13 protein-coding genes and 2 tRNA genes are annotated in these 16,982 nt (G+C 45.4%); 7 read left to right on the forward strand and 8 right to left on the reverse strand.

The features are described from left to right. Positions 1-261: 261 nt before the first annotated feature. Together AB0L18_RS24575 and gyrA are read right to left on the reverse strand one after the other, a co-directional pair. Positions 262-1,638, reverse strand: a complete 1,377-nt coding sequence (locus AB0L18_RS24575) for a hypothetical protein (protein ID WP_367389974.1) — start codon at positions 1,636-1,638, stop codon at positions 262-264. Positions 1,639-1,743: 105 nt separating this feature from the next. Further along, a complete protein-coding gene (gyrA, locus tag AB0L18_RS24580; RefSeq protein WP_367389975.1) occupies positions 1,744-4,299 on the reverse strand; it encodes a DNA gyrase subunit A in 2,556 nt (851 codons plus the stop codon). Positions 4,300-4,585: 286 nt separating this feature from the next. Here gyrA and ubiE point away from each other — a divergent pair, with 286 nt between their 5' ends. The 6 genes from ubiE (at position 4,586) to AB0L18_RS24610 (ending at position 6,814) form a co-directional block, all read left to right on the forward strand. Then, positions 4,586-5,317 (forward strand): bifunctional demethylmenaquinone methyltransferase/2-methoxy-6-polyprenyl-1,4-benzoquinol methylase UbiE, encoded by a 732-nt coding sequence (ubiE, locus tag AB0L18_RS24585; RefSeq protein WP_367389976.1) that lies wholly within the window; start codon positions 4,586-4,588, stop codon positions 5,315-5,317. Then, a complete protein-coding gene (locus AB0L18_RS24590) occupies positions 5,266-6,009 on the forward strand; it encodes an outer membrane beta-barrel protein (protein WP_367389977.1) in 744 nt (247 codons plus the stop codon). The genes ubiE and AB0L18_RS24590 overlap by 52 nt, the downstream gene beginning before the upstream one ends. Positions 6,010-6,126: 117 nt before the next feature. After that, a tRNA-Leu gene (locus AB0L18_RS24595) sits at positions 6,127-6,208 on the forward strand. Positions 6,209-6,257: 49 nt separating this feature from the next. Continuing rightward, positions 6,258-6,386: a GIY-YIG nuclease family protein gene (locus AB0L18_RS24600; RefSeq protein WP_367389978.1), complete on the forward strand. Its 129-nt coding sequence runs from the start codon at positions 6,258-6,260 to the stop codon at positions 6,384-6,386. Between the two features lie 56 nt (positions 6,387-6,442). Continuing rightward, positions 6,443-6,524, forward strand: a tRNA-Leu gene (locus AB0L18_RS24605). Positions 6,525-6,574: 50 nt separating this feature from the next. Continuing rightward, positions 6,575-6,814 (forward strand): GIY-YIG nuclease family protein, encoded by a 240-nt coding sequence (locus AB0L18_RS24610; RefSeq protein WP_367389979.1) that lies wholly within the window; start codon positions 6,575-6,577, stop codon positions 6,812-6,814. Between the two features lie 189 nt (positions 6,815-7,003). Here the strand turns inward: AB0L18_RS24610 and AB0L18_RS24615 are convergent, their stop codons facing one another. The 3 genes from AB0L18_RS24615 to AB0L18_RS24625 form a co-directional block, all read right to left on the reverse strand. Next, positions 7,004-7,999: an RNA ligase (ATP) gene (locus tag AB0L18_RS24615; RefSeq protein WP_367389980.1), complete on the reverse strand. Its 996-nt coding sequence runs from the start codon at positions 7,997-7,999 to the stop codon at positions 7,004-7,006. A gap of 102 nt (positions 8,000-8,101) precedes the next feature. Then, entirely contained in the window at positions 8,102-10,537 is a 2,436-nt protein-coding gene (locus tag AB0L18_RS24620; protein WP_367389981.1) for a glycoside hydrolase family 2 TIM barrel-domain containing protein, read from the reverse strand. A 37-nt stretch (positions 10,538-10,574) separates the two neighbouring features. Next, entirely contained in the window at positions 10,575-11,711 is a 1,137-nt protein-coding gene (locus AB0L18_RS24625) for an arabinogalactan endo-beta-1,4-galactanase (RefSeq protein WP_367389982.1), read from the reverse strand. A gap of 236 nt (positions 11,712-11,947) precedes the next feature. Here AB0L18_RS24625 and AB0L18_RS24630 point away from each other — a divergent pair, with 236 nt between their 5' ends. Beyond that, positions 11,948-13,642, forward strand: a complete 1,695-nt coding sequence (locus AB0L18_RS24630; protein WP_367389983.1) for a pseudouridine synthase — start codon at positions 11,948-11,950, stop codon at positions 13,640-13,642. 114 nt (positions 13,643-13,756) lie between these two features. Here AB0L18_RS24630 and AB0L18_RS24635 read toward each other — a convergent pair whose 3' ends face one another. From AB0L18_RS24635 to AB0L18_RS24645, 3 genes are all read right to left on the reverse strand, one after another. Continuing rightward, the gene (locus AB0L18_RS24635) at positions 13,757-14,089 is read right to left on the reverse strand and encodes a YegP family protein (RefSeq protein ID WP_367389984.1); all 333 of its coding nucleotides are present in this window, start codon (positions 14,087-14,089) and stop codon (positions 13,757-13,759) included. Positions 14,090-14,643: 554 nt separating this feature from the next. Continuing rightward, positions 14,644-15,183 (reverse strand): hypothetical protein, encoded by a 540-nt coding sequence (locus tag AB0L18_RS24640; protein WP_367389985.1) that lies wholly within the window; start codon positions 15,181-15,183, stop codon positions 14,644-14,646. A gap of 252 nt (positions 15,184-15,435) precedes the next feature. Continuing rightward, positions 15,436-16,917, reverse strand: coding sequence for a vanadium-dependent haloperoxidase (locus tag AB0L18_RS24645; RefSeq protein WP_367389986.1), 1,482 nt, complete (start codon positions 16,915-16,917; stop codon positions 15,436-15,438). Between the last annotated feature and the right edge of the window lie 65 nt (positions 16,918-16,982).

A 16,982-nucleotide genomic window follows, 5' to 3' on the forward strand; every position in this document is an offset into this window, starting at 1 on the left:
GATTACAGCTCGTTAGGAGACTAACCAAGAACAGGGCTAGTAAGCTGAATAAATTATCAGGGCTTCCGATAACATTCCTAATGGTAGTGGGGTAATTCAAAACTGACTTTACTTTGATCATTGTAAACTGTAGCTATTAATCCACTCTAAATTAAAATAAATAAAATCATCTCGTGAGAATACCCAAACAAAGAAAGCCAATCTGGTCATTTGATCAGATTGGCTTTCTTTATTCAAAGCACTTCGTTGGTACTTAGATGCTTATTTATTCAAGAAGTAAGACTCTAACTCTCCACCTGCCTGAACCGTTTCCAAGCGAGCTTTGAACTCGTTAGACATTGTGAAATCGCTCTTACGAGCATAGATTTCTTTCAAGGCGATTAAGGTATTGATATCTGAAGGCTTTTGCTTCTCTACCGTGATAAAGTAAGGAAGCGCAGTCTCAAACACTTCTGCTACTTCCGCCTGGAGCGCATCGTATTTGCGTTGTCCTTCTTTAGAGAAATCATCCGCAAGCGTTGACAACTCCTGGGTCATATTCGCAGCTTTGTTGAAGTAAAGTGCACCAATGCTGTAGGTTGCATCCGTGTAGGCAGGATCTTTTTCCAGTGCCTGCTTGTAATACTTCAGAGATGAATCGAAGTGAGCAGCTGCTGCTTCATCATTTCCGGCCTTGGCCTCGCGCTGATAAAGGTTATCATAAACGTTACCCATCGTCGTATAGAGGGAAATGTTGTCTGGCTCTTTCTCCAAAGCACTTTCCAACTTGGTAATCAGCACATCAAGTTTGTTGATACGCAGGAAGTGGTTGATTTCAGCAAATAAAATAGACACATCATCGGGAAACTGCGCACGACCTTCTTGCAGATTGACGTATGCTTTTTCCAAAAGTGCCGTCTTTTCTTGCTCTGACAACTTGGAATCAGGATTAAGTGCATCGGCTGCTTCGATTTTATACAAAGCTTCGTAGATCGCAGCTTTATCCGTGCCGCTATTTTTCAACTTGATAAACAGAGGAGCAGCAGCATCAATTTTATTGGCATTCAGTGCTGCCAAGCCAGTAATGTAAACTTGGTCATTAACTGCTTCCTCTGACTCCAGCATACTTTCTTCGCCGTTTTGAGTAAGCAACTCGTGCGCAGTCAAAACACCGTTAAAGTTGTTGTAAGCGTTAGTAAACTCACCAGCTTCATAGGCGTAAATGCCCATGTTGTTCAAGTTGGTCTGTACGGCACGAATACCTTTAAGGGCATCTTTAGACTGGTATTTTTTCTCAGCCATTGAGAGCGCTTTCTGGTAAGCATTAAAAGCTACCAATGCCGGCGTTTCTACTTTAGGCAGTGCATCTAGAGAACCGATATTAAGTTGTTGGATGCTAACAATTTGGTTAGCGATGGTATTGTAAATATCCCCCTGGGATTGCCAGGTAGATGCATCACCATTGGTTTCGCTAGCTGCTACAGCGATGGTGATCATATCTACTGCTTCGTGCAGTTTATCCAAATTAGCCGTTTGGTCTAATTCGAAAGATTTCAAGGCATTTCCGGCTTTCTTCAAAGCCTTGGCAGGATCTTCCTGAGCTTGCACAGTGAAGGTCAGTGCTAGAAATGTTAGGCAGCCAAAAATAAGCTTCTTCATAGTCATTTTGAATTATTTGGTGATTTAAACCACCCTTACGACGGAGTAGTCAATTTAAAGGCTCTTAATGAAATCTTAAAACTTTTTTAGAGCCTGGATGAAATATTATTCTTCTTCCTCGCTAACTTCTTCGCGAGCCACTACAGTAACGTCAGCAATTTCGTCTTTAGCATCCAGACGGATCACTTTTACCCCTTGAGTTGCTCGTCCCATGACACGGATATCGTCTGCCCGCATACGGATAACAACGCCAGATTTACTGGTAATCATCAGGTCGTTTTCATCCTTGACGGCTTTGATTGCAACGACGGCACCCGTTTTCTTGGTGACACTCATGGTACGAACGCCCTTTCCACCACGGTTGGTGAGGCGGTATTCATTGAAGTCAGACCGCTTGCCCATTCCCTGTTCCGAGATTACCATTACCGAGATTTCCTGGTCCGTAGCATCGATACAGATCATGCCGACCACTTTATCGTCTTCATCGTCCAGTGAGATACCTCGAACCCCGGCTGCAGTACGCCCCATTGGCCGTACTTTCGATTCTTCGAAGTGAATGGCGTTGCCCGAACGGGTAGCTAAAAATACGTGGCTATCTCCCGTAGTGAGGCGAGCTTCCAACAATTGATCACCATCATTGATCGTGATGGCATTAATGCCTCCTACCCTTGGTCGAGAATAGGCTTCGACGAGGGTTTTCTTCACCACACCGTTCCGGGTACAGAACATAATGTAGTGGTTTTTCAGAAATTCCTCATCATTGAGATCTTTTACAATGATATAAGCTTTGACGCTATCTTCTTTGGGGATGGCCAAAATATTTTGGATCACGCGCCCACCGGAATTTTTCGAAGCCTCTGGAATCTCAAAAATACGTATCCAGTAACATCGTCCCTGCTCTGTAAATAGCATCAGATAGTTGTGGTTGGTAGCACCAAACATATGCTCTACAAAGTCAGCATCACGAGTTTTGCTGCCCTGGCTGCCTCGACCGCCTCGGCTTTGTATCCGATACTCAGACATAGGTGTACGCTTGATGTAGCCCAAATGACTGATGGTCACCACAACGTCTTCATCTTTGATCAGGTCTTCAATGGAGATGTCACCTGCTTCGAGGCTAATCTCTGATCGACGTTCATCACCGTAACGTTCTTTGATCTCGCGAAGTTCTTCCTTAATGATATCTCGCTGCATCTCTTCACTGGCAAGGATAGCGCGAAGATGATCGATCAATGCTTTGATCTCATTGTATTCCTCCTTGATCTTGTCGCGCTCAAGCCCCGTCAGTTTTTGGAGACGCATTTCCAAAATAGCTTTGGCTTGCTGCTCCGAAAGCACATTGCCTTCGAGGACAATGAATTCGCCAGTTTGTGCTTCTTGAACAAGATCTCCGAATTTCTTCCAGAAAGCCTCTTTGTCGTCAATGAAATCGCCATTGATCAGGCCCTGCTTAGCATCATCAGGGGTGGGTGATCTACGGATCAAGGCAATTACCTCATCAAGGTAATCAAGCGCAATCAATAGACCGACAAGGATGTGAGCCCGGCTCAATGCCTTATTCAGATCGTATCTCGTACGCCGAACGATGACCTCTATCCGGAACTTAATAAACTCCTCGATAATGTCCTTCAGGTTCAACACCATCGGGCGACCGTCCACCAAAGCGATATTATTAACACCGTAACTCGTCTGTAGTGGCGTATATTTATAAAGCTTACTCAGTACGACCGATGCCATCGCATCCCGCTTGATCTCGATAACAATACGTAACCCATCACGATCCGACTCGTCACGAACATCACTGATACCATCAACGCGGTCACCTACCAATTCGGCAATTTTCGTTACCAGAGTAGCTTTATTGACTTGGTAAGGGATTTCAGAGATGATGATGGTTTCCCGATCTCTTTCATCCGTGATGATTTCTGCCTTACCACGCACCACTACTCGTCCTCGACCAGTATGGAAAGCATCTTTGATACCTTGGTAATCAAAAATGATCCCTCCAGTAGGAAAATCTGGTGCTTTGATGAAATTCATCAATTCATCAATGGTAATTTCCGGATTTTCGATGGTAGCAACCACGCCATCAATGACCTCCGTAAGGTTATGCGGAAGCATATTAGTCGCCATTCCTACAGCGATCCCGGAAGCGCCATTGATCAGAAGGTTAGGTATCCTGGCAGGTAGAACGGTAGGTTCCTGAAGGGTATCATCGAAATTGTAGGCAAAATCAACGGTATCTTTACCGATATCTGCTAGCAATTCGTCACTGATTCGGCGCAAACGTGCTTCGGTATAACGCATTGCGGCCGGGCTATCGCCGTCCATACTACCGAAGTTTCCTTGACCGTCGACCAGTGGGTACCTCAATGACCAATCTTGGGCCATCCTCACCATGGTATCATAAACTGAAGAGTCGCCGTGAGGGTGATATTTACCAAGTACCTCCCCGACAATACGAGCAGACTTTTTGTGAGATTTATTATAGGCCAGTCCAAGATCCGACATACCGTATAAAACACGGCGGTGTACAGGTTTGAGGCCATCCCTGACATCTGGCAGGGCACGAGAAACAATCACCGACATAGAATAATCTATGTAGGCAGATTTCATCTGTTCCTCAATATTTACGGGGATAATTCGCTGATTAGAAGGCATCTAGCGGTATAAAGATTTTTGATGAATACTTGCTGAACAGCTACTCAAGACAGCAAGCCAAAATATGCGTACAAGGCTTGGTTTCAAGAAGCGGACAAAGATAACAAAATATTAGCGATGAACGAAGCCTTGGGTAAAGTGTTTATACCCTCATCCGAGTGATTTGGATGATGACCAACAAGTGCTAGTAAGGGATACATTATTAGCGCGTTTGGATAAGTTTATTGGAGAACTTCATCTTTGTTTGAAAAATGAGCGTGTATCTTTGCGCGCACAAAATGTGGACATGAAAGAACAAGTGACGCCCTACGGTGATGGGGATGCAAAAAAAAGCCAGGTTTCCCGCATGTTTAACCGGATAGCTGCCAGCTATGACCTGCTCAACCGAATGACTTCTTTAGGTATTGACGTTATCTGGCGCAAGCGAGCCATAGCCCAACTCAACCCCCAGGAACATAAAAAAATTCTGGATGTAGCTACTGGCACGGCAGATGTAGCCTTGGAGATTCGTAAGCAAATGCCAGGAGTAACGCATATTACCGGTCTGGATATCAGTTCAGAAATGTTGGCTTTTGGCCGAGAGAAAGTAAGTAAAAAAGGCTGGGATGATCAAATCACGCTGATCGAAGGAGATTCAGAAGATTTACCTTTTGAAGACAATACTTTTGATGCCGTTACCGTTGCCTTTGGTGTTCGTAATTTTGAGCACTTGGAGGTAGGATTAAAAGAAATCCACCGGGTGATTCGGCCAGGGGGAAAATTGGTGGTGCTGGAATTTAGTCATCCACAAGCATTTCCCATCAAACAGCTCTTTAATTTATACTTCAAGTATATACTTCCGAGCATCGGGCGCGTTATCTCCAAAGACAAAAAAGCTTACCAGTATCTTTACGAATCGGTACAGGCATTCCTCAACCAGGAGGCTTTTTTAGAACAATTATCTCAAATAGGCTTTAAATCAAACCAATGCAGGTCGCTAACCTTCGGCATTTCGTCGCTTTACACGGGTATAAAATAACGCTGATTTGTTTGCTCTTGATGAGCAGCATGGCTGTTCGGGCACAAATTGGCGGTAAAGGAAACTATAACTTTTTCGAGTTTCAACAGAAGCCTTATTATTTCGGAATCACGCTAGGGATAAACAACAGTAGTTTCACCCCCTTTCGTTCAGAAGAATTTCTGTATTCCGACAGTATCCAGGCAGTGCAAGCACTCCGCGGGCCTGGCTTCAACCTAGGTATTGTCACTAACCTCAAGATTGGAGATTATTTTGACTTCCGCTTCCTCCCTACCCTCTCTTTTGGAGAACGCCAACTCGTTTATGATCAAACACGGCGCGGTGCCCTCCCTAATCAGCGGAGGGTAGAGTCCGTTTTTGTAGAGATGCCTTTCCACTTCCGCTACAAATCTGCTCCATATAAAGACAAAAGACTCTTTGTCCTGACCGGTGTAAAATACAGCTTTGACGTAGCCAGCGATTCGCGTGCCCGGCAAGCGGAAAGTCTCGTAAAGATTTCTCCCCACGATTTTGCTTTGGAATACGGTGCTGGCGTGCAATTCTTTTTCCCTTACTTTATTTTCTCTCCAGAGATAAAATTCAGCCATGGCATTGGCAATACATTGATATTCAATCCTTCACTGGAAGAATCAACTGTCTTGGAGAAAGTATTGAGCCGTACCTTCACCCTTAGCTTTCATTTTGAAGGGTAAAAAATTAAGGGAGCTATTGTGCAGTTTCAAAAAAAGCTATACATTTGCCCCGCGCTGATTCAAAGGGGTCAGTTGTAGGCTAAGAAAGGTATTAATTTCATCTTTTTACCCTCATTAGCCGATGTGGCGGAATTGGTAGACGCGCTGGATTCAAAATCCAGTTCCTTCGGGAGTGTGGGTTCGATTCCCACCGTCGGTACTAAAAGCTCAATAGACCAGTCTATTGGGCTTTTTTTATTTTTAAACCTATGTACTTTGTCTACGCATTAAAATCTCACGATCGCAATTATATCTACGTTGGACTAACCAATAACATTGACAGAAGGATCAATGAACACAACGCAGGCTACAACAAAACACATTTCTTTCAAAAATAATTTGGAGAACAATTCGGTATTTACCATCTTTGCGCACCGCAAAAGAATGCGGTCTCGCCGAAGTGGTGAAATTGGTAGACACGCACGTTTCAGAGGCGTGTGCAGCAATGCGTGCGGGTTCAAGTCCCGCCTTCGGCACTAAAAGCCGCTCATTTTTGAGCGGCTTTTTTCGTTTAACTCATTATGGAATGTATTTTGTCTACGTTTTACAGTCGTTAAATCACAATTTTCGCTACACTGGGATGACCCAAAACCTTGAACGACGCTTAAATCAGCATAATCGGGGAAACACTTCTTCTACTCAATTTTATGCTCCTTTTATGATAATCCATTCAGAAGCATTTGATGACTCTAACGAAGCCAGAACACGCGAAAAATATCTCAAATCAGCCGCTGGCAGAAGATGGATTAAAGAAAAGTATCTCTAAATTTCAGAGGCGTGTGCAGCAATGCGTGCGCCCGCCTGGACAGTCGGACAGGCCCGCCTGGACAGTCGGACAGGGGTTCAAGTCCCGCCCTTCGGCACTTACACAAAAGCACCTATCAGACTAGCGTCTGGCAGGTGCTTTTTTTTAGCGTCATTACAAAATTGTAATGAACCGACATCCATTAGTTCCTTAAGCATCCTCATACTTCAGTAAGAAACCAGGGTTGATCACTTTGAAAGAAACTCGACCGATTTGGTCGATCTGCTCTTTTAATGGACGGATAACAATACCTTCTCGTCGTGTTTCTTTTCTCAAAACGGAGCCTCCCACGGACAAATCAACCAAGGTATTGATATCTGACACCAGGGAAAAATTCTCCTCTAAAACGGGTACTATTGGCAGTGCCAGGGCCTCCAATAGCTTTCTAAAATCCACATAGTCGAGGTATTGATTATTGCTAATGGCAAAAGCATTGAAAAACCGGACGGTTTGGCCTTTTAGCTTATACTTATTGCTTTGAATACCTTCTCCAATTAATTCCCCTTGAATAGCAATATGCTGTCCGAGTTGTTTAAGTTTGGCCTCAATATCCAAGTCGATCGCCACCTTCCAAAATGAATTATCTACGGATTTCTCCAACTCCATGTTCCGGCTGCACACCCCAAATTCACCTTCATTCCAGTAGTAGGTAACACTGGAACCATCCAGTTTTTCGGTAATAAAGCAGCGTTCACCCTCATACTTTTCTAGCAAGTCGGCTAAAATTTGTACGCGCGTTTCATCTGTTTTCGGAATAAAAGAAGGAAAACCTCCCTTCATAATCCCCGACAACTGTGCAGGAATCGGTGGCTCATATTTCTCGATGTCCAGTACCGTAGTAACATCCAGGCCTTCCGCTACTTCAACGCTGTCAGGTAAAATAGACAAGGGGAAACAAACGCCCTGCGAGATTTGACCACGTAGACGAACCGTACGAATTCGATTACTCTTCGCTCTGAGAAATTCAAACTCAGGACGATCGGGTAGAATACTATCAATTTCAACATAAACACAAAGATCTCCTACGGAGAACTCCCCTTTCTTAACGACCAGTTGCCAACCCAAAACCGTAGCTTTCAAGATACTGTCCGCATTTGGAATGGGTTCGAGCGCGGTAATTCTTTGGAGAGATGCTAATTTCCTCATTGGTACAAAATAGGTTCGCCTACTATACTGATTCGTTGAGAAAATAGTTCCTCAGCAAGCACCATAAACAATAGCTATTTTGTCTATTGCTACTCAATCCCCCTACTCCACCCCAATCACCGTCTCCCCCGCAGCCAGCTTTGGCGAAGTGGCCTTCAGTCTCATCTTTCCGGCTTGCGGACTGCTCTTCAAGATCACCATGGCTTTGCCGTAAAATAGCGCTACTTCCGTAGCCTGAAAGGGTGCAAACGATTGGGGGTTGCCGTTGCCAACTCCGGCGATGGTACCCGCACCGGTGAGCTCCAACTGGATGTTATCCATGGCCAGTGGGGCTAAATTGCCCTTGGCGTCGAGGGCTTCTACGAGGACGTAGCTGAGATCCTGGCCATTTTTGCTGATGGTATTACGATCGGGGGTAAGCCTAAGTTGGGTAGGTTCACCAGCCGTTTGCAGACGCTGCTCGCCCATCTTGCGGCCTGCTTTGTAGGCCACGACCAGCAACTCGCCTGGTTCGTAAATCACATCGTTCCACATTAAGCGGAAGCGGTCGACCGAGTTATCAGACTTGGGTTGCTTGCGGCGGCGGCCTTGTGATATTCCGTTGAGGAACAATTCCGCCTCATCACCATTGGTGTACACAAAGACGGGAACCGCCTCCCCCACCCGCTCGGGCCAGTTCCAGTGTGGAAGGATATGAATCATGTTTTCTTCGGGCAGCCAGTAGCTTTTGTAGAGGTAGTAGCGATCCTTGGGGATGCCCACCAGATCAACGATACCAAAATAGGAGCTACGCGAAGCGGCCTCGTCCGTAAAGCCCATTTCTTTTACGGTGGTATTGTCGTAAGGCGTGGGTTCGCCGAGGTAGTCGAAACCAGTCCAGACAAATTCTCCGGCAATGTAGGGCTCGTCTTGTTGCCACATGAAATCATCGTCGGCAATCTCAGCCCACCAGGGAGCATTGAGGTCGTAGGAACTTACCTGTAAGGATTTTGTGAATGCCGTTTTGTCTTCCGGCAAGGGCAACTCGTAAAAGCCACGTGTGCTCAAGGTAGAAGCCGACTCACTAATAATCACCGACTTGTTGGGCTCCATTTGGCGAGCCAGTCGGTAGCGGCGACCGTAGTTCCAACTGTGTACATCATAATAGTCAAAATGCCGGCGGGCAGCATTGCCCAGTTGGTCATTCACCAGCGTTACCGGGCGGGTAGGATCGTACTTACGTACATAATTGACCATAGTGTGCAAGCGCTGGAAGCCATTGTTATCGTTGTTCTGAACGTCGGGAATTTCATTGCCTACCGACCATAAAAACACACTGGGATGATTGCGGTCACGCACGATGAAATTGTGGATATTTCGCTGGGCGAAGGTTTCAAAATCAGTGTCCTCAAGGATGCCAGCTTTGGCGTCATATTTATCAAAAGCTTCGTCAAAAAACAATAGGCCCATACGGTCACACATCTCCAACAATTCAGGAGCGGCAACATTATGGCTGTTACGGATAGCATTTACCCCCATTGATTTCATGATCTCCAACTGGCGCTCCATTGCCCGTGGGTAAAAAGCCGCGCCGAGTGGGCCGTGATCATGGTGGAGGTTGACACCTTTGAGTTGTACACGCCGATCATTAAGATAGAAACCGTGATCAGGATCAAAACGGATGGTACGGACACCAAAATGGGTGCTGTATTCATCTACGACCACTCCGTCTTTTAGCACCCTTGTCAGTAGGCGGTACAAATAGGGATTATCAATATCCCAGCGGATAGGGTCAAGTACTGTAAGTGTAGTCTCCAGGGTAGACTGCTGACCAGCGTTGATCGACTTACCGAAGGTACCTTTGGCCAGCACTAGCCCACCATCACTCAATATCTCGTGCTCAACGGTGATGTCAGAACGTTCTTCCCCGTAGTTATTGACCTGGGTGCTGACCCTCACATCTGCGTAGTTAGGCTTAATGATTGGCGTGGTCACGTAAGTGCCCCAGATGGCTACGTGTACGGGTGCGACGGTAAGCAATTGTACCTTACGGTAAATACCTGCCCCTGGATACCAGCGGCTGTCGAAGTTGCGCGTATCCGCATGCACAGCCAGGATATTTTTACCGCCAGGTATAACATAGTCGGTAATATCTACATAAAACGAGTTGTAGCCATAATCCCACTCTCCAGCCAACTTGCCATTGACATATACTTTAGGGAAGGCCATCACTCCGTCAAAAATCAAATACATGCGCTGGCCAGCAGCCGTAGCAGGAATTGCCAAATCCCTACGGTACCAGCCCTCTCCTTGCCAGGGAAGCTTTCCGGTACTGCCATTACCATCCAAAATAAATGGCTGGGAAATTGCCCAGTCGTGGGGCACGCTAACCTTTTCCCAAGCGGCATCTTTCAGGTTAATGGATGGAGCATCTTTGCTTGCTCCTTGTTTAAATTTCCAACCATCAGAAAGGGTCACAATCGTTCGCTGTTGTGCACGGAGCGTAAACAGACAAGCAAACAACAAAAACAGTAGCATGGGCGATTTTACAGGTAGCATAATCTATGGTTAGGGCATAAATAAATCAATACGCAAATTACTCACCAGCGAAATAATCCATTCCTTTTAGGGCTTGCTTATTTTGGTCAAATAAAGTAGCATTGTCCCAATGGGAGCCTTGCCCCCAGCGAGTGGAACAGGAAGTAGAGACCCAGGCAGGTTCCCAATAGACCAAGCCTTTACCACCTCCCGCAGTAATTTTTTCTTCGAGGGCTTTGAGGAAATCGTATTGGCCTTGTTCACTGATCGGAAAGTCTGGTACCGCAGCATCTTCTCCCAGAATATTATTGGCTCCGTCGAGGTTATCCAAGGTGTAGGGGTAAGCCGTTTCAACGACCATGAGTTGTTTGTTGTAAGTCGTGGTAAGGGTGCTGATCGCTGCTGATAAATCATTCAATGCTACATCTGACCACAGGGGGTAGTAAGAAATGCCGATCCAATCAAAATTCGTTAAGCCATTTTCCTTAGCTTCTGCAAACCACCACAGGGCATTCTCAGGCTGAGCTACATGAAGCATGGTGGCTATTTCTTTGTCCGCAGCAGTAGCAGCGGCGCGAACGGCAGACAGACCTTTGTTCAATAAAAAAGCATTCCTGTTCCAGTTAATGGTCGTATAGCTACCGTCAGGATCTTGCAAAATTTCTGAGTTGGTTTCGTTGCCCACTTGTACGTATTCGGGCAGTAAATCAAGGGCATTTAATTGGCTCAACACCCGAAAAGTGTAGTTGTAAACAGAATCACCCAATGCTGTCATGTCATTTACAACGGGCAACCAGGCAGCAGGTACTTCCTGCTTGGCAGGATCCGCCCAATCGTCGGAATAATGAAAATCAAGGAGCACTTTCATATCTGCAGATTTTGCACGAGCAATAGCCTTGACAATGTCTGCATAGTTGGAGTAATCAGTCCAGTCGGGCTGGTACCAAAGCCGAAGACGTACCAAGTCAGTTCCTGCATCCTTAAAAATGGTATAAGGATCTTTTGCGGCACCTGCAGCATCCAGGTAAACCGCACCACAATCTTCCATCTCATTAACGTAAGAAAGATCTGCCCCTCGAAGGAATGGCTGCTCGGGCGCTGGTGTGGGGGGCGTAAAATCAGGACGTTCCTTGTCGGTTTCACAAGCACTGCCCAGCAAAATCAAAAGACATAAAAGGGGGAATATCTTTTTCATAATGCACTGAATATTTTTTGAGTGATCTCTTTTCAAAAACTGGCGCAAAGGAGATTATAAATAAAACTCTTCTTTGCGCCATGTGTACAATGTCCTAAATTTAAACCACTACAAATATAAGCGTAAATTTTACATTTATTTAATATACCTGCTTTTTATAAGGCATAATAAACCACCGAATCAACTATCTTTGTGCATCCATTATGTTACTGTAAATTAGTAAAGCCTGCTTACTTTTGTCGAATCGTTCCTCTTTACCCACTTTGTTCACTGCTTTTCGTTCAGCTATTTCCAGCATTGAACTTCCTGAGAAGTTTACCTTCCCCTTTTATTACGAGCCACATCCTCTGGCTTTAATCGCTGCAAAAGAACTTCAGGAACATTTGTTGACTCAAACCGATTGGACCCATAATTTCGGCAGTGACGACAACAAACAAGATAATGCTATTGGCAAAATGTTTGGGGTACTGGTGGTCAAAGATCAATCAGGAACATTGGGCTACCTCTCCGCTTTTTCTGGAAAATTGGCGGAAAGCAATCAACATCCCGGCTTTGTGCCACCGCTTTTCGACATGCTCAACGAAGGAAGCTTTTTTCTGACTGGCATGGACATTCTCAATCAGATCAATGATCAAATTGAGCAATTGGAAAGGGCTCCAGCCTTGGAGCAAGCCCGCCAGGCATTGGCCCAGACGCAGGACGAAGCGACCGAGAAGGTGGAAGGTTTCCGCGCACAAATGAAAGCTGCTAAAAAAGCTCGCAAAGTAAACCGAGAGAATGCACGAATAACCATGGAGGCGAAGGAGTTTGTGGCATTTAACGAGACCTTGCGACAGGAAAGCCTTCAGCACCAGTTTTATTTCAAAGACCTCGTAAAGCACTGGACAGAAAGAGTAGCCCAAGCGCAGGAACAGCACGATCATTATCAATCAGAGATCGACAAGCTCAAGGAGGAACGGAAAAACCGCTCCAACGCCTTACAGCAGTTGCTTTTTGCCGAATATCGATTTTTGAATCAAGCTGGAGAAACACGCAGCCTACAAGATATTTTCAAGCATACCGCACTGAAAAAGCCACCTGCTGGTGCCGGCGAATGTGCTGCTCCAAAATTATTGCAATATGCTTTTGAGCACCAGCTGCAACCCGTGACTATGGCCGAATTTTGGTGGGGGCAGTCGCCTAAATCAGAAGTTCGAAAACATGGCAATTTTTACCCTGCCTGTCGGGGTAAATGCGAGCCTATTTTAGGTCACATGTTGGCGGGTATGGCGTTGGATGACAACCCCATGCTCAGCAACCGTAATCAGGTGCAAGACATTCCAGTCGTTTATGAAGATGAACACCTGCTGCTGATCAACAAACCTCCTGAATTTCTTTCGGTTCCCGGCCGCCACATACAAGATTCTATTCAGTGGCGGATGAAACAAAAATATCCTGAAGCGACTGGACCCATGGTTGCTCACCGGCTAGATATGTCGACTTCTGGTCTGATGATTATCGCCAAGACCATGGATGTTTACAAATTTCTCCAGCGCCATTTTATGAAACGTACGGTTAGTAAACGCTACGAAGCACTACTAGATGGAATAGTAGCGGAAGATGAAGGAACCATTGATCTTCCGCTACGACTCGATATTGACGACCGCCCTCGGCAGATGGTTTGTTATGAGCACGGCAAAGCTGCACGAACGCACTGGAAAGTAATAGATCGGAAGGACGGAAAAACCCGGGTACACTTTTTTCCCATCACGGGCCGTACCCATCAGTTGCGCGTCCACGCAGCGCATACCCTGGGCCTCAATGCCCCCATTATCGGTGATGACCTTTACGGACAGATAGGGACTCGCCTACACCTGCACGCCGCCGCCATCACTTTCAAGCATCCGGTGACCAAGGAGATGGTGAGTTTTGAGGTAGCTGCGGATTTTTGAAAGATCAATGAAATAAACATGATACTCAGTAAAAACAATAGAAAACCCCTCTGCCCGATAATACAGGCAGAGGGGTTAGTGCTAATTTGATAGCAAAAATCAAGAAGGCATATTTTAAACCGTCAAGTCCTTCACTGCTGCATCAGCAGTTGCATTTTTCTTAACAGACTCAATACCATTCTCCATAGTAGCTACTGCTTTGTACATCTGGCTTTTTCCGATAATCTGGCCATTAGAAGCCTTCAAGGTAAAGAATGGAGAACCATCTTTTGCTTCCTTACGCTCAAAGTTTGCATCGTCTTTTGCGTGGTTGATCACCGACTGAACGCCGTTCATTGCACCCGACTTGGCAGCATAACCTTGGCTGGAAAGAATCACCTGACCGTTGGTTGCTTTGAGATTGAAATAGAATTTTCCAGAATCATTTTTGAATACTTCGAAAGCCATAATTAATACTTTATCTGTGAATTAAAAGTGTTTTTCTAATGGTATCCTTTTAGGAATACGCTCTTGAGACGGAAGAATCTTTGCCAGGTAACGATACTTTGGCAATATTCTTTTTAAAAAGCTTAAAAAAAGCTATTCTGTTCCGCACCGAATATCTGAATTTTTTAGCAAACTCAAGGCAAAACAAACACACTATATTTTCCTTCATCTCATGATGCTTGCTTTCCCTTTTGCGCTTTTTGCCACTTATCCCCTTTATGTAACCGTTGACGGTTTGAAAGCTCCTCTTAGCCCCGGTGTAACTGTTCAACGCGTGGAAGCCACTGCTGTACATTCGAAGTTCCGCCAAAGCAAGAAGTACCGAACAACAAATACGGGAAGCCCTCGAAAGGACTTCCCGAAACCATCATTATTTTCGCATCGATCCTCCGCTAATAGGCACTAACACCAGCATGGATGATGCTTCTCTCAAACAAGTAAAAAATCTCCGGGAATTGGCTAACCAGCATGTGGAACAGGAACAAGCACAACTCCAAAAATTGGTTAAACACTTGTTAGATACGAGTAATTGAATAAGTCACTTGAACAAATTGTCCGCTTGAGTCATTCAGTACGATATCGTAAGTTACTGAAGAAGTGATACTACTCAATGGTGTAGTAATTGCTTCTTTACCCAAGTCTTCAGGGGCATTAGTGCCGCCACCATCATAATCGAACAAGTCCGCTTCAACTATGAGATTGCTACTTGCTATATTCGCAGTTGCTACGGTATAGGTAACAACAGCAGACAAAGGATAGTCACTCAGTCCTACTGGAAGAGCTTCCGTATCTGCTTGTGTCCAGAGGGGATTGTCTTCCGTAAGGTTGCCTCTGACCAATTTCGAGCCTATTTTCCCATAAATTTCCAGGTTATCGCCCTCTCCTTCCTTGATTTCAAGTGCCCTTATTTTTAGTAGCTCGACTCTGAAGGTAACTTCTTCCTCTACTGGCGTATCGTCATCCTTGTCTACGACACAAGCCGTGAAGGTCGAGAAAAAGGCTACTAATACCAGGGTCTTCAGTGCTTTGGTAAAAATTAAATTACGCTGTTTCATAATTAATATTTTTGTGGTTTTGAATTTGTTGCAACTTACTACCGATCAGTCTGCAGCCCAACCGGCGTAAGTCACCACAAATTTTTGGTGTCAATATTTGACTAGCCAAAACTACCTCTGCTCTTGCCCAAAGTCCTAATTTTCAGCATGGACAAAAGATGGACAGCCACAAAAACAGCTCACAAAAAAAACAACAGGCTTCTAGGTAAGTCCACCTAGAAGCCTGTTGACAAAAAACTTTATCTTCAAAAACTACATCGCAGTCTTTTCCTCTTCTCCGATATGCTTAAGGTAGAATTTCCATACTTCACCAGCAACATCACGACCTAATTGGAGGCCTGCAACGTTATCTGCCTGAATGTGGTAGCCACCCATTACGCGTGACCAGCCCGCCATTTCAGCCGTTTCCGTAAATGTAGGAAACTCGATGACGACGGTATCGCCAAGGTTATCTGGCTCCGTGAGAGCACCCGCAACAAGCGTCACGCTGCTGCCAAACTCATCACTGCCCGTCCAACGCTTAAGGGCCTCACCGCAGCCACCACTGATCGTACTATGACCAGAAGTGTAACTAGGGAATGGAGGACACAAAAACGTTTCTGGTGAATAGGGACGCCACTGCTGACCGTCCATCTCTACAATACCTTTGCCTTCGCCACCCCAGGCTTTGATCTTTTGATCTTCGTAATACTTGTGTACCAATGCGTAAGGACGTGCGTAATCATAAAACATCTTGGAATCCCAGGAAGCAATGAAGGCATCCATCGCAACCACTTGATTGTAAAAGAACATCTTCACATCTTCGTCCAAGGTGTGATTATCACGACGAGAAACTTCCTGTGCGAATTTCAGCCAGTGACCAGCCTGCTGTACCGATTGGGGGCCATCACGCATAAATTCTACGAGTGCTTTGTCTTTGTCCGTCAGGTTTGCCTGAAGTTCCATTACTTCTTTCACCTCAGCCTCCAATTGCTCTGATCCAATCATTGGTGGAGGACCAGGGCGAAACTGATCGCCTGATTTAAGGGCTACAGGCTGAACTTTATCCCAGTAAGGCGTTAGGCATTCGGGCGCAAAGCGACCTCCTTTTCCATCCGCAAAGTATTTGGGCTGCCAACGGTTGGGGTCTACATTCTCGTCGGCAGAATTGACGGGAGCATAGCCTACGTAGTTGAAATAAGGTTGGCCATTAGAGCCTTCTTCTTCACCATATTGATTAGACCCATCACCTTTACGCGCTTCAATAACGGCTTTAGCGGCAAGGTTGCCAATACCAATCGGTGAAGTTGGGTCTGTAGACATATCGTCAGGATCAAGACCTAGTTCACGCATGTAATTAGCAAAAATTTCCTTATCCGTAAAGTAGTATTCACTTAGTGTACGGAAAGCTGCGTAGCTGATGGCAGTTTCCTTGTTTTTAAGATCCTGCTCGGTGGCAGGCCGACGCTCAACTCCACTAAGATAAACAGGGGTCGCTTTTTCGTCATAACGTGACCAAGCATCAAAAATGGATACAAAAATCAAGCCCAAATAACGCGAGGTGATGGTTGGCCGGGGCTTGAAACGATCGGTATCATTGGCCGTTCCCAGTATAGCCATTTCACTCCACTTATAGGCGATATTTTCAGCGCCACGTGGCTCCACCGTAGTTGCTGGCTGGTCAGCTGTTTCTGCCTTTCGGCAGGAAACAAGTACTGCCAGAAGCATTGCAAATAGTAAAAAATAGTTTTTCATAATTCACGGTGGTTAAATAAGAATGGTTCTAATCGCTAAACTAGTGATCATTCCTTTTTAATCGT

This window comes from Lewinella sp. LCG006 (assembly GCF_040784935.1).
Lineage (GTDB): Bacteria > Bacteroidota > Bacteroidia > Chitinophagales > Saprospiraceae > Lewinella.

Coding starts and splice junctions, on each gene's coding strand:
- AB0L18_RS24590 (WP_367389977.1), top strand. CDS start 5,266: ATGCAGGTCGCTAACCTTCGGCATTTCGTCGCTTTACACGGGTATAAA.
- AB0L18_RS24645 (WP_367389986.1), bottom strand. CDS start 16,917: ATGAAAAACTATTTTTTACTATTTGCAATGCTTCTGGCAGTACTTGTT.
- AB0L18_RS24575 (WP_367389974.1), bottom strand. CDS start 1,638: ATGAAGAAGCTTATTTTTGGCTGCCTAACATTTCTAGCACTGACCTTC.
- ubiE (WP_367389976.1), top strand. CDS start 4,586: ATGAAAGAACAAGTGACGCCCTACGGTGATGGGGATGCAAAAAAAAGC.
- AB0L18_RS24640 (WP_367389985.1), bottom strand. CDS start 15,183: ATGAAACAGCGTAATTTAATTTTTACCAAAGCACTGAAGACCCTGGTA.
- AB0L18_RS24615 (WP_367389980.1), bottom strand. CDS start 7,999: ATGAGGAAATTAGCATCTCTCCAAAGAATTACCGCGCTCGAACCCATT.
- AB0L18_RS24620 (WP_367389981.1), bottom strand. CDS start 10,537: ATGCTACCTGTAAAATCGCCCATGCTACTGTTTTTGTTGTTTGCTTGT.
- AB0L18_RS24600 (WP_367389978.1), top strand. CDS start 6,258: ATGTACTTTGTCTACGCATTAAAATCTCACGATCGCAATTATATCTAC.
- AB0L18_RS24610 (WP_367389979.1), top strand. CDS start 6,575: ATGTATTTTGTCTACGTTTTACAGTCGTTAAATCACAATTTTCGCTAC.
- AB0L18_RS24625 (WP_367389982.1), bottom strand. CDS start 11,711: ATGAAAAAGATATTCCCCCTTTTATGTCTTTTGATTTTGCTGGGCAGT.
- gyrA (WP_367389975.1), bottom strand. CDS start 4,299: ATGCCTTCTAATCAGCGAATTATCCCCGTAAATATTGAGGAACAGATG.
- AB0L18_RS24635 (WP_367389984.1), bottom strand. CDS start 14,089: ATGGCTTTCGAAGTATTCAAAAATGATTCTGGAAAATTCTATTTCAAT.